Origin of the sequence: Streptomyces sp. NPDC007189 (genome assembly GCF_040703635.1) — a bacterium.
In the GTDB taxonomy this organism is placed as follows: Bacteria; Actinomycetota; Actinomycetes; order Streptomycetales; family Streptomycetaceae; genus Streptomyces.
In genome coordinates this window covers 1-21,381 of sequence record NZ_JBEYEY010000043.1, presented here as the reverse complement: position 1 = coordinate 21,381, position 21,381 = coordinate 1, and the positions used below count along the sequence as shown (strand labels likewise).

Below are 21,381 nucleotides of genomic sequence, written 5' to 3'. Positions count from 1 at the left end.
TCCACTACGGCAATGCGTACGTGAACGCCTTCTGGGACGACAGCTGCTTCTGCATGACCTACGGCGACGGCTCCGGCAACAACGACCCGCTGACCGCGCTCGACGTCGCCGGGCACGAGATGAGCCACGGCGTCACCTCCAACACCGCGGGCCTGGAGTACAGCGGCGAGTCCGGCGGCCTGAACGAAGCCACCAGCGACATCATGGGCACCGGCGTGGAGTTCTACGCCAACAACAGCTCCGACCCCGGTGACTACCTCATCGGCGAGAAGATCGACATCAACGGCGACGGCACCCCGCTGCGCTACATGGACAAGCCCAGCAAGGACGGCTCGTCGGCGGACAGCTGGTACGACGGCGTCGGCGACCTCGACGTGCACTACTCCTCCGGCGTCGCCAACCACTTCTTCTACCTGCTGAGCGAGGGCAGCGGCGCCAAGGTGATCAACGGCGTCAGCTACGACTCGCCCACGGCGGACGGCCTTCCGGTCACCGGCATCGGCCGGGACAAGGCGCTGCAGATCTGGTACCGGGCGCTGACCACCAAGTTCACCTCCACCACCGGCTACGCCGATGCCCGCACCGGCACCCTCGCGGCGGCCGGCGAGCTGTACGGCGCCTCCAGCGCCGAGTACAAGGCGGTGCAGGACGCCTGGGCGGCCGTGGCGGTCGGTTCGCGTTCCGACGGCGGAGGGGGTGGCGGGGGCGGCGGCACGACGTACGAGAGCAGCACCCCGGTGGCCATCCCGGACAACGGACCGGCCGTCACCTCCACCATCACGGTCTCCGGCAGGAGCGGGAACGCGCCGGCCAACCTCCGGGTCGGCGTCGACATCAGCCACTCCTGGCGGGGTGACCTGGTGATCGACCTCGTCGGCCCGTCGGGCACCGCCCACCGCCTGAAGAGCTTCAGTTCCTCCGACTCGGCGGACGACGTCAAGCAGACCTACACGGTCGACGCGTCCGCCGAACCGGCCGACGGAACGTGGACGTTGAGGGTGCAGGATCAGGCCACCTACGACACCGGAACGATCAACGGCTGGAAGCTGACGTTCCCGTAAATCGACTGCGAAAGGCCCGGAAACAGGGCGCAGTCCGAGCGTCCGGTATTCCCGGACGGCACCGGTTAACACGCCCGCAACGTTTCCCGGACAGTCGACTTTCGGCCAACATCACTTGAGGGTCCTGACATGTACGCGCCCTTAATGTCACTCTTCCCTCACCCGCCGCACAGCTTCAGCTTCACCCCACACTCCGGCCAGTAACCCCACGCTGGCCCGGACTCCCCCACCTGAAGGAGCTTGCGTGACTCCCCTCTACGCGCGCCACAAGCGCACCACTCTGGCCATCGCCACCGCCGTCGCCGCCGGAGCCCTGCTCTCCACCGGTCTGACCACGACGGCCACCGCCGCCGGCAGCACCCAGGCCCTCGCCGCCGCGCCCACCTCCCTGTCCGCGGCCGCCCGCACCGCCCTGATACAGAAGGCGCAGGCCGGAGCCGCCGACACCGCGCGGCAGCTGGGCCTCGGCGCCAAGGAGCAGCTGATCGTCAAGGACGTCGTCAGGGACAACGACGGCACCGTGCACACCCGTTACGAGCGCACCTACGCGGGCCTGCCGGTGCTCGGCGGCGACCTCGTCGTCCACACCGCCAAGTCGGGCAAGACGGAGGGCGTCACCAAGGCGACCAAGGCGGCCGTCAAGGTGGCCTCGCTCAAGCCGCAGATCTCCGCCGCCAAGGCCGAGAAGCAGGCGGTGTCCGCCGCGAAGACCCTGGGCTCGGCCAAGTCCGCGGCCGACGGCGCCCGCAAGGTGATCTGGGCCGGCTCCGGCAAGCCCGTCCTCGCCTACGAGACCGTCGTCGGCGGCCTGCAGGACGACGGCACCCCGAACCAGCTGCACGTCATCACCGACGCCGCCACCGGCAAGAAGCTCTTCGAGTACCAGGGCATCGAGAACGCGACCGGCACCGGCAAGACCCTGTACTCCGGCACCGTCAGCCTCAACGTCAACCTGTCCGGGTCGACGTACCAGCTGTACGACACCACGCGCGGCGGCCACAAGACGTACAACCTGGCCCGCAAGACCTCCGGCACCGGCACCCTGGTCACCAACTCGACCAGCACCTTCGGCACCGGCACCGCCTCCAGCTCCTCCTCCGACCAGACCGCGGCCGCCGACGCCGCCTACGGCGCGCAGGAGACCTGGGACTTCTACAAGAACACCTTCGGCCGCAGCGGCATCAAGAACGACGGCGTCGGCGCCTACTCCCGCGTCCACTACGGCAACTCGTACGTGAACGCCTTCTGGGACGACAGCTGCTTCTGCATGACCTACGGCGACGGCTCCGGCAACAGCGACCCGCTGACCTCGCTGGACGTCGCCGGGCACGAGATGAGCCACGGCGTCACCTCCAACACCGCGGGCCTCAACTACAGCGGCGAGTCCGGCGGTCTGAACGAGGCCACCAGCGACATCATGGGCACCGGCGTGGAGTTCTACGCCAACAACGCCTCGGACCCCGGTGACTACCTCATCGGCGAGAAGATCAACATCAACGGCGACGGCACCCCGCTGCGCTACATGGACAAGCCCAGCAAGGACGGCGGCAGCGCCGACTCCTGGTCCTCGTCGGTGGGCAACCTGGACGTCCACTACTCGTCGGGCGTCGCGAACCACTTCTTCTACCTCCTGTCGGAGGGCAGCGGTTCGAAGACGATCAACGGGGTGACGTACAACTCGCCCACGTCCAACGGCTCCAAGGTCACCGGCATCGGCCGCGCCAAGGCGCTGCAGATCTGGTACAAGGCGCTGACGACGTACATGACGTCGACGACGAACTACAAGGCCGCCCGTACGGCGACCCTGAACGCGGCGTCCGCCCTGTACGGCTCCGGCAGCACCGAGTACAACACGGTGGCGGCGGCCTGGTCGGCGGTCAACGTCAACTAGTGCGGACGTAACCGAGGCGGGGCGGCACCCGGGAGAAACCCCTTCCGGGTGCCGCCCTACCCTTGTGACCCATGTCCTCGGCGCCCTTCACCTACGAGCCGGTCGGCGCGACCCGCGACGACCTGTCGTTCTGCCCGCCCGGCTTCCACCCCATGCTGGTCCGCACCCGGCTCGGCGAGGGCCACAAGGTGTTCCAGCGGGCCGCCGAGGCGGTCCTCACCTGGGAGATGCACCGCGCCCTGGGCGTGGGCATCGACGCCGCCGCCGACCGCGCGGCCCCCGGCGTCGACGTCACGGTCACCCTGGCCGGGTTCGTCAAGGCCCCCTGCCGCATCGTCTGGACGGTGGAGGAACCCCGCCGCGCCGGCTGGGCCTACGGCACCCTTCAAAGCCACCCCGAGTGCGGCGAGGAGGCCTTCGTGGTCGACCGCACGGGCGACGGCACGGTCTGGCTGACGGTCGCCGCCTTCAGCAAACCGGCCAAGTGGTACGCGAAGGCGGGCGGCCCGGCGACCCGCGGCTTCCAGCACGCGTACGCACGCCGCTGCGGAACGGTCCTGCGCAGGCTCTGCGAGGGGCTGTCCGAGGCCTGACACGCCCCTGCGGGGGGCTGTTTGGCGGCAGGGGTCGGATTCCCGCCAACCCGTGCGCCGACCGCCCTGCCGCGTTGCTCTCGGCAACACTCGAATGTGATGATCCGGCGTATGGCTGAACACGGGGGTGACGCCGGCCTGTCCGGAGGTATACGCAGGTCACGGCTGTCGGAGTACGTGGATATGGCGGGGCACGAGAGCACACCGGCACCCGCACCGAACAGTCCGAACACCCCGTCTTTGCCAGAGCATTCACTTTCCTTTACTCCAGCCGCCCAGGCCGCGCTCCCCGATACGGACGCGGTCGCTCGCAGGCGGCGTGAGTTCGCTGCTGCGCTGGGCCAGTTCCGGCGCCGTCGCGTCCTCGTCCCGTATGGGGACAGCGGCGCTGCTCTGACGGTGGAGTTGCAGGGGGTGCGGTGGCTGCTGGCGTTCACCGACGAGTGGGCGCTCGCTCGGTATGCGAGGGCGCGCGGGGAGAGCGACCGACGCTGGCCGTACCGGATGGTGTGGGGTGCGGCGGTGCTGGACGCGGGTGTGGCTGCGGTGGCGGGGGCGGCGGGGTTGCCGTGCGGGGTGTTGGTGGATGCGGGTGACGGGGAGCGGGGGCTGGTGTTGCCGCCGGTGACGGGGATCGTGCCGGAGGCGGTCGCCGTGGACCGGCCGCACGCGGCGACGGAGTTGGGAACTGAAGGGGGACGGTCGTGACGACGCCGGGCGGGGGCGGGCAGCCGGATCTGCGGGTGCAGGGGCTGGCTTTGATGGCCGAGGGCATCAACAAGGCCCTGGGTGAGCTGGATGCGCTGGGCACGATGAAGGGCTGGGCGGGAGCGGGCCGGGGCTTCACGTCGTTGGAGATGGATGGCAAGGATGCCGGGGACGACCACCTCGGTGCGGTGCTGCACGAATTCTGTGAGCGCTGGCAGTGGGGGGTGCGTGCGCTGGTGGAGGAGGGCAACGCGCTGGCGCAGGGGATGGGGCTGGCGGCCGGCACCTTCCATCAGACGGATGAGTACGTGAAGGGTTCGATGAAGGTCGCCTACAACTCTGTCGCCGGTGACCCCTTCGCCTCCAACGACCAGGTGGCGAAGGAGAGCTGGGACCAGATCAACCACGCGGGCGCGACGACGGGGTACGGGGCGAAGGACCGCGAGAACCTGGTGCAGTCGGTGAAGAAGACCGGCACGGGCATGCTGCACGACGTGGAGACGAGCGAGAGTGTGCCGGGCGACCCGGTCACGCCTGTCGTGCGTGATGTGGCTGGTGGTAACTGATGTCGTTCACCAGCAAGTTCAACCATGTGGTGGGTTCGCTCAAGTCGGGTTACGACGGTGTGAAGCGGGAGACCGGACACCTCGTCGACGAAGGCGCCCACGGTCTGGGAAACGCGCTGGACTTCGTCGGTGCGCACGGGACGGCGGACAAGCTCGACGACTGGGGCGACAACGTCGCGTCCAAGCTGGGCGCGCACGTGGACGAGCAGCAGCTGGGCGAGAGCGACGATCCGAAGGAGCTGATCCACGGCGACGCGGCGAAGCTGCGCGAGACGGCGGGGCATCTGAAGAACTTCGCCGCAGCTTTCGGCGCGGTGGCCTCCGGGATGCAGAAGCTCGATTCGTCGGACTTCAAGGGTGAGGCGGCCGACACCTTCCGCAAGAAGTTCGCCTCGCATCAGGTCAAGTGGAGTCAGGCCGCTGATGCGTGCGGTCAGGCCGCTTCGGCGCTGGAGGGCTTCGCGCACACGGTGGAGTGGGCCCAGGGCCAGGCACGGGAGGCGGTGGCGAAGTACCGGGAGGGCACTGCCGCTTCCAAGGCCCACCACAAGCAGGTGCAGGCCTACCACGATGCGGTGGAGCAGGGCGGCAAGGACCCCGGCCCGAAACCGTCGGAGCAGGATCCGGGGGATGCGGCCAGGCACGCGGCCGAGCAGATGCTTGCCGCCGCCCGACGCCAGCGCAACCAGCTGGCCGCGGAGGCCGCCGACCGGGTCAAGGCCGCCCTGAAACACGCCCCCCGGGAGCCGTCGGCGCTGAACCAGCTGAAGCTGGACGGCGCGGATGTGCTGGATGCGGCCAAGACGGAGGACATGCGGTTCTTCGGCGGCTTCGTCCGCGGGGTCGGCGACCTGAACAACCTGCTGCGCAACGCCAACCCTCTCGACCCCTACGCCCTCACCCACCCCTATGAAGCCCTCCAGGCGAAGGTGGAGTTGCTGGGCGGCGCGGTCCACATGCTCACCCACCCGACCGAGACCCGCGACAAGCTGTGGAACTCCTTCCTGCAGGACCCCGGCGGGGTCGGCGGCGAACTCGCCCCCCAGTTCCTCATCCCGGAAGCCGGCGCGGAAGAAGCCGCGGTCGACGGGGCCCGGGTCGCGGAAGACGGGGTGAAGGGCGCGGAAGGCGCGGAGGAAGCGGCGGCCGGGAAGACCCCCCGGGACACGGTGAACGAGGACCCGCCGCAGTCCTCGCACGACGAGAACAGCACGGAGAACGGCGGCACCGACCCGATCAACCTCGCCACCGGCAAGATGTACCTGCCGCAGACGGACGTCACCCTGCCCGGCGTACTGCCCCTGCTCCTCAAGCGGCGCGTCGAATCGGGCTACCACCTCGGCCGCTGGTTCGGCCCCTCCTGGTCCTCCACCCTGGACCAGCGCCTGGAGATCGACGCCGAGGGAGTCGTCTACGTCACGGAGGACGGCCTCCTCCTGTCGTACCCGCACCCGGCACCGGGCGTGCCCACCGTGGCGAGCCACGGCCCGCGCCTGCCCCTGGACCGGGTGGACGGCGGCTACACCATCACCGACCCGCAAACGGGTCAGGTGCGGCACTTCGCCGACCGGGGCGACAGCCTGGCGGTCCTGGAACAGATAGACGACCGCAACGGCAACTGGATCACCTTCGAGTACGACGCCGAGGGCACCCCTGTGGGCGTGTTCGCCGGCTCTGGCCAGGGCGTCCGCATTACCACGGACGCGGGCCGCATCACGGCGTATTACCTGGCCGCGACCGGCGAGGAACTGAAACGCTTCGCCTACACGGACGGCAACCTCACCGAGGTCTTCAACTCCTCCGCCCTGCCTCTCCGCTTCACCTACGACGACCGAGGCAGGGTCACGTCCTGGACGGACACGAACGACCGCAGCTACAGCTACGAGTACGACGAGCAGGACCGCTGCGTCGCCGAGGGCGGCTCGGCCGGCCACATGACCCTGCGCCTGGCCTACGAGGGTCCGGACCCCACGACAGGCCTGCGCACCACGACGGCCACGACCGGCGAGGGCCACACCCGCCACTACCTGGTCAACGACGCCTGGCAGGTCGTCGCGGAGACAGACGCCCTGGGCGCGACGACCCGCTACGTCCGCGACCGCCACCACCGCCTGCTCTCCACGACGAACCCGCTGGGTCACACGACGACCTTCGAGTACGACGAGGCGGGCAACCTCACCCGCCTGGTCCGCCCGGACGGCCGCGAAGCCCGGGCGGAGTACAACGCGCTCGGTCTGCCGGTGAAAGTGATCAACCCCGACGGCACCGTCATCCGCCAGACCTACGACGACCGGGGCAACCGCACTTCGGTGACGGACCCGGCGGGCCAGACGACCCGGTTCACGTACAACGAGGCCGGTCACCTGACGTCCGTGACCGACCCTCTCGGTCACACGAGCACGGTGGTCTGCGACCGCGCGGGCCTGCCCGTGCAGGTGACGGACCCGCTCGGCGCGGTGACCCGCTACGAACGAGACGCCCTCGGTCGCCCGACCACGATCACCGACCCCACCGGCGCGACAACTCGCCTGGAATGGTCGCTAGAAGGCCACCTGACCCGCCGCACGGCCCCCGACGGCACGACGGAGACGTGGACGTACGACGGCGAGGGCAACTGCACCAGCCACACGGATACTTTGGGCGGCGTCTCGTACTTCGAGTACACCCACTTCGACCTGCTGACGGCCCGCACAGGCCCGGACGGCGTCCGCTACGAGTTCGCCCACGACGCGGAACTCCGCCTGACCAAGGTCACCAATCCGCAGGGCCTGACCTGGGAGTACACGTACGACCCGGCCGGCCGCCTGCTGTCGGAGAAGGACTTCGACGACCGCACACTCACCTACGACTACGACGCCGCAGGCCGCCTGCTCTCCCGCCGCAACGCCCTCGGCCAGGTGACGTCCTTCGAACGAAACGAACTGGGCCAGGTGCTCCGCAAGAACGCGGCAGGCCAGGTGACGACGTACGCCTACGACTTCACGGACCAACTCGCCCAGGCCACAGGCCCGGACGGCACCACCCTGACCCTGCTGCGCGACCGCTACGGCCGCCTCGTCTCGGAGACGGTGGGCGACCGCACGGTGACGTACACGTACGACACCCTGGGCCGCCGCACGGGCCGCACCACCCCGACCGGCGCGGTCTCCACCTGGTCGTACGACGCGGCAGGCCACCGCACGAACATGGTGGCGTCCGGCCGGGCGATCGACTTCACGTACGACGAAGCGGGCCGCGAACTGACCCGTCACATAGCCGAAACGATCACTCTCGAGCACACCTTCGACACGCTGGGCCGCCTGACCACCCAGTCGGTGACGGGCGCTGAAGGCCGCCTGCTGCAGAGCAGGGCATACACCTACCGAGCCGACGGCAACGTGATCGGCATCCAGGACCACCTGAACGGCACCCGCCGCTTCGACCTGGACGCGACGGGCCGGGTGACGACGGTCCACGCGGCGAACTGGACAGAGCGCTACGCCTACGACGAGGCCGGCAACCAGACCCAGGCGTCTTGGCCGTCGGACCACCCTGGCAGTGAGGCAACGGGCCCACGCACCTACGTGGGCACCCGCATCACCCGAGCCGGCAACGTCCGCTACGAACACGACGCGCTCGGCCGCATCACCCTCCGCCAGAAAACCCGCCTGTCGAGAAAGCCGGACACCTGGCACTACGAATGGGACGCCGAGGACCGCCTCACGTCGGTGACGACACCGGACGGCACCCGCTGGCGCTACACCTACGACCCCCTGGGCCGCCGCACGGCAAAACTCCGCATGGCGGCCGACGGCGAAACGGTCCTGGAACGGGTGGACTTCACCTGGGACGGCACCACCCTCTGCGAACAGACCACAACCTCTTCCGACCTCCCCAACCCGGTCACCCTCACCTGGGACCACCAGGGCCTGCGCCCCCTGACCCAAACGGAACGCATCACCGCGGCCGACGCGCCCCAAGAGGAGATCGATTCCCGCTTCTTCGCCATCGTCACCGACCTGGTCGGCACCCCGAACGAACTCATAGACGAACAGGGCGACATCGCCTGGCGCACCAGAAGCACCTTGTGGGGAACGACGGCATGGTCGGCGAACAGCACCACGTACACCCCCCTACGCTTCCCAGGCCAGTACTACGACCCCGAGACGGGCCTCCACTACAACTACTTCCGCTATTACGACCCGGAAACGGCTCGTTACGTCTCCCCCGACCCTCTCGGTCTTGTCCCCACCCCCAACCCTGCCACTTATGTCTATAACCCTCAGGCGCACTCCGATTCACTCGGACTTGCTCCTGACTGCCCCCCTGGAGAAGAACCACGAGGAACATTCGACTTCAGGGACCCGAACCCAAACTATCCGCCCAGCGATGCAGCAACAAACGCCATGAGGTCTGCACCGATCGGTGGAAATATAGACTGTTCAGAAGTGGCTGAATACATCCTCCGCGAGACAGGAGGAGAGGGCAAAATAATTAACTTTACGACACATAATAGCGCCCAGATCGTGATACCCGAGAGAATGGGCCAGGACCTGACTGCTTATCGCTATCACGACGTCTATACTGACGGGAGGTACGTATACGATCCGGCAATGAGTCGCGACCCAATACCCTACGGAGACTATGAGCGGGCCATCCGACTCTCCAACCCAGGAAAGAAACTGATCATCAGGGATGGGGGGTACTCCGGTCCTCTCTGGTAGAACAGGAGTGAAATTAACATGGCGACCCGGATCACTGCAGCCATGCAAGCCCTCAGCCGGTTTGGAGAACTCGCCTGGTTCAAGCTTCCCGAAGAATACAACAATGTGTATGATTACCACCAAGTGCCATACATGGGGTGGCGTTACACATCACCCCCGACAGGAATTGCACAATATATCGAGAATGCGGTAAGAGAAGTTCCGACCGAACTCGAATGGGATCTCGACAGAAGCAGGAAGAACTGGGTCCTACTGCCGAGTCGAATTTTGCGGGAAGCCCAGAGACTTGACAGCCCGGCTTTCGCAGACGTCGTCCACTCCATCAACATCCACGACCAGGAGTTTTGCCTCAAGGCGCTGTCTGATTTCGAGCAGATCATCCTGCATCTCCAGCAGATCCCGGTCCCGGAAAGCTAAGCCAAGCACAGTACAAGAACAGAAAAGAGAGGTCAGCGAGTCTCATGTCGTTCGGTCCGCCACCCGCTGGATTCGAGGCTGCGGCAGCCCCCGCCTGGACACCACCGTCGCAGATCGAGCAGGCGTTGTTCGAGGCCAAGCGGCGTGAGGACTGGGCGGCGTACTTCGGGACGCTCGCGCAGTGCAGGCTGTTCTTCGAGATACAGAAGGACAAGGCGGATGCCACGCCCAGTGCCACGCACGTCGTCTTCGGGCACGATCCGCGCGTCGCCGGCGGCCGGATCTGGGCCGTGTACACCGAGGGCATGCTCCCCGCACCGGAGCCCCACCGTGTCTTCGACTGGAAGTACCTCGAGTGGTTCCCCAAGGTGTGGCAGCCGACCGACCCACCCCAGATCGTCGTCAACCCGGGCAGCCCGTGCGAGGCGTTCCTCCCCTCCGCGCCCCCGCACTCGTCGGCCTGGGCCCAGTACGGGCAACAGGCCTCCCCCCGGAAGCGTTCGCTGCAGCTGCGCACCCTCCGCTTCGGCGGCCCCCTCCAGGGCCCCGTCGCCCACGGCCTCGCCTGCGGCGCGCTGCTGTGCGTCCACAACGGCTCCTTCTGGAACGCCATGGCCTGGCACGGCACGGGATACCCGGGTGAGCGCAACCGACTCCGCGAGTGGTGGGGCATCACCAGCCGCGAGGAGTGGCAGTACTACCTCTGCGACCTGCTCGCCTGCGAACAGCACAGCTCTGTCTGGGACTTCGCCCTCCGCCTGCGCCGGACCATCGCCCGGGACTTCGGCGGTTACGTCGACGTGGGCTACTTGAAGCAGGCCGCCGCCAACGTCGTCCGGGCGAACTCCGAAGGATCGGTCATCGTCAGCGAAGAAGGCGTCACGAAGACAGACCCCCGGCCCGAGTCCGAGGTCCAGGCCCGGATCGAGGGCGTGCACCGGCTCATCGGGCGCATCACCCGCTACGAGGCCCGCATGCGCGCCGACGGCGTGCTCGACGAGAACGGGTACGTCTCCTCCGTCGACGCCTGGGACCTCGGCCGCGCCTCGAAGATGGCCCGGTGGGGGCTCGGAGCCCGGTTCGGAACGCTCAAAGAAGCCGAGTCCACCGTCATCCAGGCCGGCCGCGCCGCAGCCCTGTCGTACAAATCGTGGCGCGACTTCTCCACCGGCTACATCCTCGGCCGCTCCCTCCATTTCGACGAGGAGGAATTCGGCCCCTGGTACGAGGACATGGTCAGCGCGCACCAGATCCTGCTGTCCGACCCCGACAGCCCCTGGCTCACCATTCCGTTCCGCTGACAGCAGACCACTTCTTGCAAGGCACCCGGAATCTTCATGACTCACCCAAGGCGCCCACCGTACGTTGACGTGTTTGCTATCAGTGTCTGCTAGGTTCGCAGGGTTTGGCACACACGGGGGAGGCACACGTCCATGGCGTGGGACGAGTGGGAGCAGCTGAAAGCCGAGGCCGCGCAGCGGCGTCAGAACGGGGAAGCCGGACCAGCGGCGCACATGCGTCTGAACCATGTGCCCGACGCAGGCGCCGGCGGCGGAGGCCGCCCCGACATCGACATCAAGACCAAGGGTGTGCACGGCGCCGCCGACGACACCGAGACCTTGTCGCGCCAGGCCATGCGGCGACTGAGCCACTCCCTGGACACGAGCGACGAGGTGTACGGGGCCCACTTCGGGAACGGCTGGCTGAGCCCGGTCCAGCTCAAGGTGTGCGCGCTGAACTGGGAAGAGCACATGGTGTCGCTCGCCAAGCAACTCGGTGACCTGAGCGCCAAGTTGAAGGACTCCGCCAACGGTTACGACAGCGCGGACGCCGAGGCCGAGGCACGGCTGCACGCGGCCGTCAAGGATCTGGGGAAGGCCTGAGCGTGGTCTCCTACGAAGGCGTCCAGAACGCCCTCCCCAAGAAGTGGAAGACGGCCGGCGAGGACTGGGAGTCGCTGGCCAAGTACGCGCTCACCTCGGCGAAGGACCTGCGCGACCTCGGCGTGAAGCCCCTGGCCGACAACTGGACCGACGAGGTCGGAAAGGCCGCTGCGGGCAAGTTCGAGAAGCTGGCCAATCAACTGGAGGCGGCCTCCGACATCCTGCTCTCGGTCAAGATGGTCATCGAGGGCGTGACCACCGCCATCGAGACCGCCCAGAGCACCATGCGCGAGGCAAACGAACTCGCCGCCAAGTACGGCCTGACCATCAACACCGACGGTACGGTCACCGGTCCGCCCGTGCACAGCCGTACGGAGGCCGAGGATCTCGGCCCCTACCGGACGCAGGTGCTGGATCTCGTCAACCAGGCCGTGCAGCAGGTGACCACCGCGGACAAACTGGCCGCGACCGAATTCGCCAAACTCGCGGACCAGACAGGCCTCACGGATCCCGACAAGGCGCTCAACGAACTCCAGACGCACGCCTCGCGCGTCGAGATGCAGATGCTGGCCGCCGACGTCCCGGTCGGCCAGGACCCGGCGACCGTACGGCAGTGGTGGGACGGTCTGACGGCCCAGCAGCGCAAGGACATGATGCTGGCCGAGCCCGTTCTGATCGCCAACCTGGACGGCATACCGCCCGACGTCCAGCGCGACCTGCGCGGCAACGGCAAGTACGACCGGGTCAAGCTGGTCCAGTACGCCCTCGACAACTGGGACAAGGGCGACCCCACCGACTTCGGAAACAACTGCACCAACTTCGTCTCCAACGCCCTGCATGCCGCGGGCATGAAGGAGAAGACGTCGATCTGGGGAACCAGCGACGACGACACATGGATGATCGGCAACCGGACCGGCATCGACGAGGTCGACAAGCGGCTCGCGTACTCCAACACCTGGGCCGCCGCCGAGAACAACCAGAACTTCATGCTCAGGCACGGCGGCCAGGAGGTCCCGCCGTCCGAGGTGAAGCCGGGTGACATCATCTACTACGAGCAGGCGGGCCCGAACGACCACATCGAGAAGGGCAACACCCATCATGCGGCGATCGTCACCGCGGTGATGCCGGACGGCGAGATCAAGTACACCCAGCACAGCGACCCCAACCAGAACGTCAGTCTGGAGGGGCGCCTCAGCGCCACAGAGAAGCGAGAAGGCGCACAACACCTGCGGTTCGTCCGCCCCAACCCGGACTGGTACTGATGACACCACCCCTCCACGCGCCCTCCCCCGCCCCGTCCACGGGCTCCGCCACCCGGCGCCGGCGCGCGCTGCTCGTCCCCGTCCTGACGGCCGTCTCCGCCGTGCTGCTGGCCGCGCGCCTGGCCTGGGCCTCCGACACCTTCCAGAACTGCCGGTACCTGGGCCCCTCGGCCCGCATGTACATCACGTCCTGGGCCGGCCTCGCGTGCGCCGTCGCGGCGGTGGTGGCCTTCGCGGCCCTGCCCCGCAGCGAACGGCGCGGAATCGCAGCGGTGTCAGCGGTACTCGGCATGCTGCTGGCGTTCGTCCTCCTCATGACCGTCTACTGGCTGTACACCCCGGACCCGTCCGGCGGCGACGACTGCTCGGGCCTGGGCCTCTTCGCGCCGTAGCCTCAGCCATGGATGCACTTCAGCCGGCCAGGCTGCAGATCTACTCGGTGGAAGAAAAGCCCGAGGGAGCCGCCGTATGCATCGTTCGATGTGTCGGAGGCACCGCACGCACCGGGCAGCGATTCACGTACGTTTCCGCCGCTCATCGCAGCAGCGGCCGGTCACACATGACACTAGATCGCATTCTTCGCTACGAAAAGCCAGTAGACCTCCTGGAACCACCCCACACCGCCAAGGTTCTCCTCTCGGGCGAGGGCGTTGAGGAACTGGCTAAGGGATCCATCATCACGGCCATGGCCTGCGACACCTACGACCGCTTTTGAACTCCGCACGTGACCATCGCAAGCCGCCGAACCCGCCCGGCGTGCGTGGGAGACGCGACCGCGCCCTCTCTGCCGACAGCGCCTGCCCCGTTACCCTCGGGCCGGGTACCGATCATGGTCACCGCTCTTCCGGGCCGCACGCTCGCTTCTCCCCCGTGCTGGAGAGAGGTGGGTCAAGGGTGGCCCGGAGGGCCATCGCCGGAGGCGACGCGGAGCGCCCTTGACGCACCTCGCGGACGCAGGACACTGACGAGGAAGCGAGCGGCCCAACGGCCACTTGCTCACTCGTCGGCGAACAACTCCGCCGCCTGCGAGGCGTGGACCGCCCGCTGAGCCCAGACCTCCAGCTGGTCGAGGTCGGTGCAATTCGTCACGCGCTCACGGACGGAGTCGGGCACGGGGATGCCGCGCCATTCCAGGATGCGCAGGGTCATCTCCTGGCGGTCCTGAATGCGGCCCTGCTCCAAGCCTTGTTCCAGGCCTTCTTCCCGGCCTTCCTCGCGTACCTGTTCGGCCAGCGGGTGTCGCCAGAAGTACTGGATCGCCGTCATCAAATCCCTCCACATCTGCTTCGCCTGGGCATCGGCCAGGCAGGAGTCGACGAACTGCACGAAGACAGCGGCACTGTCCGGATCGATGGTCCGCAGGGCGGCGGCCAGGGATTCCAGTATGGCCGCAGCCTGCGGTCCACGCCCGTGTGTCATGGCCGACAGCACCGCAAGAGGGACGTCCTTCTCGGCCTGCCGCTCGTCCGCGATCACGGGGACGTTGTCCGGGCCCAGAACCAGAGGCCGTACCGTCAGCGACTCCCAGCCCGGGAAGCCGAGCCGGATCGGACGCGACGCCCACCTCGCCGTAGAGCTGCTCTGGGTGATGACGATGAGGACCGGCTCGCAGCGGTACTTCTCATACAGGTAGGAGAGGTAGTAGGGCCAGCTGCCGCGTTTACGCTCGTCCACCTTCCCTTGTGACTCCACCACCAGCAGATACGTGCCCTCGTCCGTCTCCGCCCGCAACAGGGTGTCCACCCGGCGCTCGACCGGTTCGATCTCGGTGAGGTCGATGTTCAGCGCCGCGATCTCCCTCGGTTCGGGGAAGGGCACGTGCAGCACCTTCTGTAACGCCTTTGTCAGCAGCGTCGGATCCTTCTGGAAGATCCGGTGCAGCGCCTCATGCGACGAGCCGACCATCAGCTCTCCTTTCCATCGCGTTGATCAACGAGCTAGGCCGCCGCAAGTTCGCACCACACGAACTTTCCGCGGTCCCCGAACCGCGCCGTCGGCTGCCACCCCCAGTAGTCCGCGCACGCCTTGACCAGCCCAAGCCCCCGCCCGTCCTCCAGCTCCAGCGCGGCCACCTGTTCCAGCGGGCGCGGCGGGTCCGGCGGGGCGGGGTCCGTGTCCCAGGCCCCGATCCACACCATCCCCTCCGGCGTACGGCGCACCCTGAGCGCGGCCGGCCCCTTCGTATGCCGTACGGCGTTGGACACCAGCTCCGCCGCCAGCAGCTCGGCGGTGTCCACCAGACCGATCAGACCGTGCACCGTAAGAATCAGGCGCAGCGTGCGGCGGCACACCGTCACCGCTCTGAGGTCGTTGGGGATGTAGAGGGTGTAGTCCCAGGACTCGGTGGGCTCGGTTTCGGGCATGGGCATGCGTATCAACTCCGGTGAGTGAGTGGGGATTGGTGCGCGGTGGCCTGCCGCAGCCGTCATGACAGGACGGAGCGGTGCGCTTCCGCTGCGTGGCCGTTGCGTGACCGACAGTAGGGGGAATTATTTAGATCTCGCAAGCTGGTCGCGTAATCTGGCCCCGAACGAGTCACGCAGCCAGGCATGTTGAGAGGACCAGTCGATGGCTAAGAGGACAGAGCCAACGGCGCGTCAGATGCGTCTGGCCATCGAACTGCGCAGACTCCGAGACGCGGCCGGCCTCGCCTCGCGAGAAGCAGCAGCACTGCTCGGGGTGACTGCTCCGCAGATCAGCCAGATCGAGTCCGGACTGGCGGGTGTGAGTGAGAAGCGGCTACGTCGCATGGCCGCGAACTACTCCTGCACTGATGAGGAGTTGATCAACGCCCTGGTGGCCATGGCAACTGACCGCACCCGGGGCTGGTGGGAGCAGTACCGGGAGCTGCTGCCCACCCCCTTCCTGGACCTCGCCGAGTTGGAGCATCACTCGACATATCGACGTGACGTGGAGTTTCTGTTCATTCCCGGACTTCTCCAGACGGAGGACTACGCCCGGGCGGCGTTCTCCTCCAGGGTCCCCGAACTCCCAGAGGACGAGTTGGAGCTGCGCGTTCGCCACCGGATGCAACGCAAGGCCGTCCTCGAACGCCCTGGCCCTGTCCCGTACGAAGCGATCATCCACGAGGCGGCGCTCCGCATCAGGGTTGGTGATCGCACCACCTCACGAGCCCAGCTCACCCGCATCCTGGAACTCTCGGAGGCGGAGCACATCACCGTCCGCGTCATTCCCTTCGACCTCGACGGCTTCGGTGGGACGTGGAGCCCCATGATGCTTGCGGGAGGTGCCGTACCCAGGCTGGACACGGCCGCTCGAGACGCCCCGCACGGGACCGGCTTCATCGATTCCGAGGCTCAACTCGCGGTCATGCGAACGCTCTTTCGTAGAGTAGAAGCAGCTTCGCTCGACCCCACCCGTGCGCGTGACTTCATCCACAGACTGGCCAAGGAACTGTGAGACCCACCATGACCACCCCCGGCAACTGGCGGAAGTCGTCCTACTCCGGTGGCGGCGACGGCAACAACTGCGTGGAAATCGCCCCCACGCCCACCCGCATATCCGTCCGCGACTCCAAGAACCCAGCCGTCGGCCCCCTCACCGTCCCGGCCGGATCCTTCGCCCTCTTCATCGACGCTCTGAAGAAGACGCCGTAGCGTGGGCCTCCTAAAGCTCGGCGGAGGAGCCGGCTAACGCACCACCCGGTACCGGAGATACACGACTCCCGAGTCGAAGGTGCGGGTCTCGGCCAGTTCGAGGTCCACCCGGCGCTCGTGCTGGGGGAAGAACGGGATGCCGCCGCCGACCAACACCGGGTGGACCCTGGCCCGGTACTCGTCGATCAGACCCAGCGCGGCCACCTCGGCGGCGAGAGTCGCGCCGCCGATCGCGATGTGGCCCTCCCCCGGCTCGGCTCGCAACCGCTCGATCTCCTCCGCCAGGCCGCCGGAGGCCAGACGGGCATGGCCCTGGACCGCCGACAGCGTGGTGGAGAACACCACCTTGGGCAGCCGCTTCCAGATCGCGGCGAACTCGAGCGTGGAGAAGTCGAGCGATGGATTCTGGTCGGCGGTCTCCCAGTACAGCATCGTCTCGTACAGCCGTCGTCCCATCAGGTGGACGCCGAGCTCTCGCACCTCGTCGGTGGCGAGGCGGAAGACCTCCTCGTCGGGCACCGTCCAGTCGAAGCCGCCGTCCGGACCGACGACGTAGCCGTCGAGTGAGACGCTCATCGAATAGGTCACGCTGCGCATCGGCAGTCCTCCGCGGTAGCGGGTACGGCTCCAGTGCCTTCGGCACGACGACTTACGGTTGCGGTGCGCGGCGGCTCCGAGGACCCGCCGCGCCCGGCCTACCGCAGCAACACCCCCGCCCCCTCCACCCCGTCCTCCGACGGCACCGCCACCAGCCCCATCTCCGCACTCGACGCCAGCAAGCGGTGGGCCGGGAGGATGCGGACCGTGTAGCCGTAGGGGCCCGTGCGGTCCAGGGACAGGGGGCCCTCGTACAGCAGGCGGCCCTCCAGGTCGGGGGCTCCCGTCGGTTTCAGGGGGACCACCGTCGCGTCCGTGATGCGGTCCTCCGCGTCCACCCTGCCCGACACCGCCTGGACCTCGACGTCGTCGGGGGACAACGAGCCGAGGGCCACCCGGACCCGCAGGCCCACCGTCGACCCCAGTTCCGCCGTGGCCGTCGGTGCCGTCGTCTCCACGTGGTCGACGCTCACCGCGGACCAGGCCGCGCGCACCCGGGCCTTCCAGGCGGCCAGGTCGCTCGCGGTGTCGGGGGTCAGCGCGCGGTGGGCCTGGGCGGCGGGGACGTAGAGGCGGTCGACGTACTCGCGGACCATGCGGCCGGCCAGCACCTTGGGGCCGAGCAGGGTGAGGGTCTGGCGGACCATCTGGATCCAGCGGTCGGGCAGGCCTGCCCGGCCCCGCTCGTAGAAGCGCGGGGTCACCCGTTGCTCCAGCAGGTCGTACAGGGCCGCCGCCTCGATGTCGTCGCGGCGGTCCTGGTCGGTGCCCGCGCCGTCCGCCGTCGGGATGGCCCAGCCGAAGTCCGGCTGGAACCATTCGTCCCACCAGCCGTCCAGCACGGAGAGGTTCAGGCAGCCGTTCAGGGCCGCCTTCATGCCGCTCGTGCCGCAGGCCTCCAGCGGGCGCAGGGGGTTGTTCAGCCAGACGTCGCAGCCGGGGTAGAGCTTCTGCGCCATCGCCATGCCGTAGTCGGGGAGGAAGACGATGCGGTGGCGCACCCGGGGGTCGTCGGCGAAGCGGACCAGTTCCTGCACCAGGCGCTTGCCGCTGTCGTCCGCGGGGTGCGCCTTGCCCGCGACCACGATCTGGATCGGGTGGTCAGGGTGCAGCAGCAGCTCCATCAGGCGGTCGCGGTCGCGGAGCATCAGCGTCAGGCGCTTGTACGACGGGACCCTGCGCGCGAAGCCGATCGTCAGGACGTCCGGGTCCAGCACCCCGTCGATCCAGCCCAACTCGGCGTCTCCGGCGCCGCGTTGCCGCCAGGACGCCCGCAGCCGCTCCCGTACCTCCTGCACCAGCTGTTCGCGCAGGGTGCGGCGCAGTTCCCAGATCTCCTGGTCGTCGATCTCCGCGACCGAGTCCCAGCGGTCGGTGCCGCCGACGGTCAGCGCGTCCTCGGCCCGCTCGGAACCGACCTGGCGGGCGCCGAGGCGCAGCACCTCCGGGGCCACCCAGGTCGGGGCGTGCACCCCGTTGGTCACGGAGGTGATCGGCACCTCCTCGGGGTCGAATCCCGGCCACAGGCCCGCGAACATCTCCCGGCTGACCTGGCCGTGCAGCAGGGAGACCCCGTTCGCGCGCTGGGCCAGCCGCAGGCCCATCACGGCCATGTTGAACAGGTTGGGCTCGCCGCCCGGGTACGTCTCCATGCCGAGCGTCAGGATCCGCTGCACGTCGATGCCGGGGAGTTCGGCGTCCGCGCCGAAGTGCCGGGCGACCAGTTCCCGGTCGAAGCGGTCGATGCCGGCCGGGACGGGGGTGTGGGTGGTGAAGACGGTGCCGCCGCGCACCGCCTCCAGGGCCGAGTCGAAGTCCAGCCCCCGCGCGCACAGTTCGGCGATGCGCTCCAGGCCGAGGAAGCCCGCGTGCCCCTCGTTGGTGTGGAACACCTCCGGCTCGGGGTGCCCGGTCAGCCGGCAGTACGTCCGTACCGCCCGGACCCCTCCTATCCCGAGCAGCATCTCCTGCAACAGCCGGTGCTCGCTGCCGCCGCCGTAGAGCCGGTCGGTCACGCCGCGTTCGCCGAGGTCGTTCTCCTCCACGTCCGAGTCGAGCAGCAGCAGCGGTACCCGGCCCACCTGGGCCAGCCAGATCCGGGCGTGCAGTGCCTTGCCGCCGGGCAGCGCGAGCGAGACCTGTGCCAGGGTGCCGTCGGGCTCCTTCAGCCGGGTGAGGGGCAGCTCGTTGGGGTCGAGCACCGGGTAGTGCTCCTGCTGCCAGCCGTCGCGGGACAGGGTCTGCCGGAAGTACCCGTGCCGGTAGAGGAGGCCTACGCCGATCAGGGGTACGCCGAGGTCGCTGGCGGCCTTGAGGTGGTCGCCCGCGAGGATGCCGAGGCCTCCGGAGTACTGGGGCAGGGCGGCCGTGATGCCGAACTCCGGGGAGAAGTAGGCGATGGCGGCGGGCATGCCGGCCGCCTGGGTCTGGTACCAGCGGTCGCCGGTCAGATAGTCGTCGAGGTCGTCGGCGACCGCGCCGAGGCGGCGCAGGAAGCGCCGGTCCCCGGCCAGCTCGGCCAGCCGGGCGGGGCGCACCCGGCCGAGGGTGCGCACCGGGTCGGCCCCGGCCGCGGCCCAGGCCTCGGGGTCGACGGACTGGAACAGGTCGCGCGTTTCCGCATGCCAGGACCAGCGCAGATTGCGCGCCAGGTCGCTCAGCGGCCGGAGAGGTTCGGGGAGAACGGGACGGACGGTGAACCGACGGATCGCCTTCACACTTCCACCTCGGACGCGTTGCGGAGTGAGACGCACGGCGCTGTACGTCTCGTCGTCACCTTCGACGGTAGTTGTTACCCGGGGGTCGGTGGGGACGCGCACGGCGGGGGTGTCGGGGCGTTAAGGGGCGGTCGGCGGGCACCCGGTAAAAAGGGGCCGGTCTTACGGGTGGACGTACGCGTGAGTAGTTAACAAAGTTCCGGATTGCCCACCCGAACCGGGTGGGAAGGCTCCTCCGGTACACACCCCACAGCCGTCCCACAGCACCTCCGCAGGACCCACCTCCCCACATCCATCCGCCCACACCCTCGTTGACGCGGACAGGAGCGGTCATGCCCGCCACGCACGACTCGTCATCACCCCCGACAAGCAGCAAGGACACGGCAGCGGCAGAGCCGGCGGCCCCGTCGGCGGCGAAGAAACCGGCCGGCGAACCGGTCGGCCACCCAGCCAGGAAGGCGGCCAGGAAGACAGCCTCGAAGACGGCTGGGAAGACGGCTGCGAAACCGGCCAAGAAGACGGCAACGAAAGCCGTACCGGCCAAGAAGGCGGCAACGAAGACGGTCAAGAAGGCGGTCGGGAAAACGGCTGGGAAAACTCTGGGCAAGAAGTCCGTAAAGGCCGCCGCCGGCGTCGTCGGCTCCGCCGAGACCTCGCCGGGTCCGGGCGACGCCGTACCCCGGCACCCGGGCACCACCCTCGGCCGCATCCCCGTCCTCGACGTGCGCCCCGTGGTGCAGCACGGGCGCAGGCCGGCCAAGGCGGTGACCGGCGAGTCGTTCCAGGTGTCCGCCACCGTCTTCCGGGAGGGGCACGACGCCGTCGCGGCGAACGTGGTGCTGCGCGACCCGGCCGGCCGGCCGGGGCCGTGGACGCCGATGCGCGAACTGGCCCCGGGCACCGACCGCTGGGGCGCCACCGTCACCGCGGGCGAACCGGGCCGCTGGACCTACACGGTGGAGGCCTGGTCGGATCCGGTCGCCACCTGGCGGCACCACGCCGGCATCAAGATCCCGGCGGGCATCGACACCGAGCTGGTGCTGGAGGAGGGCGCCCGGCTGTACGAGCGCGCGGCCGCCGGGGTGCCGGACGCCGAGCGGCAGGTGGTCCTGGACGTCGTGAGCGCCCTGCGGGACGAGGAGCGTCCGGCCGCCTGGCGGCTCGCGGCCGCGCTGGCGCCGGAGGTGACGGACGTGCTGGCCCGGCATCCGCTGCGGGAGCTGGTCACCGCCTCCGATCCCCTGCCGCTGCTGGTGGAGCGGGAGCGGGCTCTGTACGGCTCCTGGTACGAGTTCTTCCCCCGCTCCGAGGGCACCGCCGAGCGGCCGCACGGCACCTTCCGCACGGCCGCGCGCCGGCTGAAGCC

Annotated in this window: 19 protein-coding genes; 15 read left to right on the top strand and 4 right to left on the bottom strand. The window is 68.5% G+C overall.

Annotation, left to right across the window (positions count from 1 at the left end; genetic code table 11):
* The 12 genes from AB0950_RS39390 to AB0950_RS39335 all read left to right on the top strand — a co-directional run.
* The coding region (locus AB0950_RS39390; RefSeq protein WP_366780690.1) for a M4 family metallopeptidase at nucleotides 1-1,061 on the top strand (1,061 nt) is incomplete at its 5' end.
* A 244-nt stretch (nucleotides 1,062-1,305) separates the two neighbouring features.
* Nucleotides 1,306-2,952 (top strand): M4 family metallopeptidase, encoded by a 1,647-nt coding sequence (locus AB0950_RS39385; protein ID WP_366780689.1) that lies wholly within the window; start codon nucleotides 1,306-1,308, stop codon nucleotides 2,950-2,952.
* Between the two features lie 71 nt (nucleotides 2,953-3,023).
* On the top strand, nucleotides 3,024-3,545 hold the full coding sequence (locus AB0950_RS39380) for a DUF1990 domain-containing protein (protein ID WP_366780688.1): 522 nt from the start codon (nucleotides 3,024-3,026) through the stop codon (nucleotides 3,543-3,545).
* A 111-nt stretch (nucleotides 3,546-3,656) separates the two neighbouring features.
* Nucleotides 3,657-4,253, top strand: coding sequence for a hypothetical protein (locus tag AB0950_RS39375; protein WP_366780686.1), 597 nt, complete (start codon nucleotides 3,657-3,659; stop codon nucleotides 4,251-4,253).
* On the top strand, nucleotides 4,250-4,819 hold the full coding sequence (locus tag AB0950_RS39370) for a hypothetical protein (RefSeq protein WP_366780685.1): 570 nt from the start codon (nucleotides 4,250-4,252) through the stop codon (nucleotides 4,817-4,819). The genes AB0950_RS39375 and AB0950_RS39370 overlap by 4 nt, the downstream gene beginning before the upstream one ends.
* Entirely contained in the window at nucleotides 4,819-9,522 is a 4,704-nt protein-coding gene (locus AB0950_RS39365) for a putative T7SS-secreted protein (protein ID WP_366780684.1), read from the top strand. Before AB0950_RS39370 ends, AB0950_RS39365 begins: the two co-directional genes overlap by 1 nt.
* Nucleotides 9,523-9,540: 18 nt before the next feature.
* Nucleotides 9,541-9,939 (top strand): hypothetical protein, encoded by a 399-nt coding sequence (locus tag AB0950_RS39360; RefSeq protein ID WP_366780682.1) that lies wholly within the window; start codon nucleotides 9,541-9,543, stop codon nucleotides 9,937-9,939.
* 44 nt (nucleotides 9,940-9,983) lie between these two features.
* Nucleotides 9,984-11,240 (top strand): DUF1266 domain-containing protein, encoded by a 1,257-nt coding sequence (locus AB0950_RS39355; protein ID WP_366780681.1) that lies wholly within the window; start codon nucleotides 9,984-9,986, stop codon nucleotides 11,238-11,240.
* A 132-nt stretch (nucleotides 11,241-11,372) separates the two neighbouring features.
* Nucleotides 11,373-11,822 (top strand): hypothetical protein, encoded by a 450-nt coding sequence (locus AB0950_RS39350; RefSeq protein WP_366780680.1) that lies wholly within the window; start codon nucleotides 11,373-11,375, stop codon nucleotides 11,820-11,822.
* Between the two features lie 2 nt (nucleotides 11,823-11,824).
* On the top strand, nucleotides 11,825-13,084 hold the full coding sequence (locus AB0950_RS39345; protein ID WP_366780679.1) for an amidase domain-containing protein: 1,260 nt from the start codon (nucleotides 11,825-11,827) through the stop codon (nucleotides 13,082-13,084).
* Nucleotides 13,084-13,476 (top strand): hypothetical protein, encoded by a 393-nt coding sequence (locus AB0950_RS39340; protein WP_366780678.1) that lies wholly within the window; start codon nucleotides 13,084-13,086, stop codon nucleotides 13,474-13,476. Before AB0950_RS39345 ends, AB0950_RS39340 begins: the two co-directional genes overlap by 1 nt.
* Nucleotides 13,477-13,484: 8 nt before the next feature.
* Nucleotides 13,485-13,799: a hypothetical protein gene (locus tag AB0950_RS39335; protein WP_366780677.1), complete on the top strand. Its 315-nt coding sequence runs from the start codon at nucleotides 13,485-13,487 to the stop codon at nucleotides 13,797-13,799.
* Between the two features lie 281 nt (nucleotides 13,800-14,080).
* On the opposite strand, the gene AB0950_RS39330 is transcribed toward AB0950_RS39335, so the two are convergent.
* Together AB0950_RS39330 and AB0950_RS39325 are read right to left on the bottom strand one after the other, a co-directional pair.
* Nucleotides 14,081-14,989 carry a hypothetical protein gene (locus AB0950_RS39330; RefSeq protein ID WP_366780676.1) on the bottom strand — a complete coding sequence of 303 codons (909 nt, stop codon included), beginning with the start codon at nucleotides 14,987-14,989 and terminating at the stop codon, nucleotides 14,081-14,083.
* Between the two features lie 32 nt (nucleotides 14,990-15,021).
* Nucleotides 15,022-15,447, bottom strand: coding sequence for an ATP-binding protein (locus AB0950_RS39325; RefSeq protein WP_366780691.1), 426 nt, complete (start codon nucleotides 15,445-15,447; stop codon nucleotides 15,022-15,024).
* Between the two features lie 205 nt (nucleotides 15,448-15,652).
* Here AB0950_RS39325 and AB0950_RS39320 point away from each other — a divergent pair, with 205 nt between their 5' ends.
* Both AB0950_RS39320 and AB0950_RS39315 read left to right on the top strand, forming a co-directional pair.
* Nucleotides 15,653-16,504: a helix-turn-helix transcriptional regulator gene (locus AB0950_RS39320; RefSeq protein ID WP_366780675.1), complete on the top strand. Its 852-nt coding sequence runs from the start codon at nucleotides 15,653-15,655 to the stop codon at nucleotides 16,502-16,504.
* A gap of 8 nt (nucleotides 16,505-16,512) precedes the next feature.
* Nucleotides 16,513-16,701, top strand: a complete 189-nt coding sequence (locus AB0950_RS39315) for a DUF397 domain-containing protein (RefSeq protein WP_360162670.1) — start codon at nucleotides 16,513-16,515, stop codon at nucleotides 16,699-16,701.
* 33 nt (nucleotides 16,702-16,734) lie between these two features.
* Here the strand turns inward: AB0950_RS39315 and AB0950_RS39310 are convergent, their stop codons facing one another.
* Nucleotides 16,735-17,298 carry a dihydrofolate reductase family protein gene (locus tag AB0950_RS39310; protein WP_366780674.1) on the bottom strand — a complete coding sequence of 188 codons (564 nt, stop codon included), beginning with the start codon at nucleotides 17,296-17,298 and terminating at the stop codon, nucleotides 16,735-16,737.
* Nucleotides 17,299-17,396: 98 nt separating this feature from the next.
* Nucleotides 17,397-20,015 carry a glycosyltransferase family 1 protein gene (locus AB0950_RS39305; protein WP_366780673.1) on the bottom strand — a complete coding sequence of 873 codons (2,619 nt, stop codon included), beginning with the start codon at nucleotides 20,013-20,015 and terminating at the stop codon, nucleotides 17,397-17,399.
* A 332-nt stretch (nucleotides 20,016-20,347) separates the two neighbouring features.
* On the opposite strand from AB0950_RS39305, the gene AB0950_RS39300 reads away from it, so the two are divergent.
* Nucleotides 20,348-21,381, top strand: a 1,034-nt coding sequence (locus AB0950_RS39300; protein WP_360162664.1) for a maltotransferase domain-containing protein, incomplete at its 3' end; no start/stop codon positions are given.

What these genes read in the sequence shown, in the direction of transcription:
- AB0950_RS39365 (WP_366780684.1), top strand. Translation starts at nt 4,819, where the DNA reads ATGTCGTTCACCAGCAAGTTCAACCATGTGGTGGGTTCGCTCAAGTCG.
- AB0950_RS39310 (WP_366780674.1), bottom strand. Translation starts at nt 17,298, where the DNA reads ATGCGCAGCGTGACCTATTCGATGAGCGTCTCACTCGACGGCTACGTC.
- AB0950_RS39380 (WP_366780688.1), top strand. Translation starts at nt 3,024, where the DNA reads ATGTCCTCGGCGCCCTTCACCTACGAGCCGGTCGGCGCGACCCGCGAC.
- AB0950_RS39340 (WP_366780678.1), top strand. Translation starts at nt 13,084, where the DNA reads ATGACACCACCCCTCCACGCGCCCTCCCCCGCCCCGTCCACGGGCTCC.
- AB0950_RS39355 (WP_366780681.1), top strand. Translation starts at nt 9,984, where the DNA reads ATGTCGTTCGGTCCGCCACCCGCTGGATTCGAGGCTGCGGCAGCCCCC.
- AB0950_RS39325 (WP_366780691.1), bottom strand. Translation starts at nt 15,447, where the DNA reads ATGCCCGAAACCGAGCCCACCGAGTCCTGGGACTACACCCTCTACATC.
- AB0950_RS39335 (WP_366780677.1), top strand. Translation starts at nt 13,485, where the DNA reads ATGGATGCACTTCAGCCGGCCAGGCTGCAGATCTACTCGGTGGAAGAA.
- AB0950_RS39375 (WP_366780686.1), top strand. Translation starts at nt 3,657, where the DNA reads ATGGCTGAACACGGGGGTGACGCCGGCCTGTCCGGAGGTATACGCAGG.
- AB0950_RS39330 (WP_366780676.1), bottom strand. Translation starts at nt 14,989, where the DNA reads ATGGTCGGCTCGTCGCATGAGGCGCTGCACCGGATCTTCCAGAAGGAT.
- AB0950_RS39315 (WP_360162670.1), top strand. Translation starts at nt 16,513, where the DNA reads ATGACCACCCCCGGCAACTGGCGGAAGTCGTCCTACTCCGGTGGCGGC.
- AB0950_RS39350 (WP_366780680.1), top strand. Translation starts at nt 11,373, where the DNA reads ATGGCGTGGGACGAGTGGGAGCAGCTGAAAGCCGAGGCCGCGCAGCGG.
- AB0950_RS39360 (WP_366780682.1), top strand. Translation starts at nt 9,541, where the DNA reads ATGGCGACCCGGATCACTGCAGCCATGCAAGCCCTCAGCCGGTTTGGA.
- AB0950_RS39320 (WP_366780675.1), top strand. Translation starts at nt 15,653, where the DNA reads ATGGCTAAGAGGACAGAGCCAACGGCGCGTCAGATGCGTCTGGCCATC.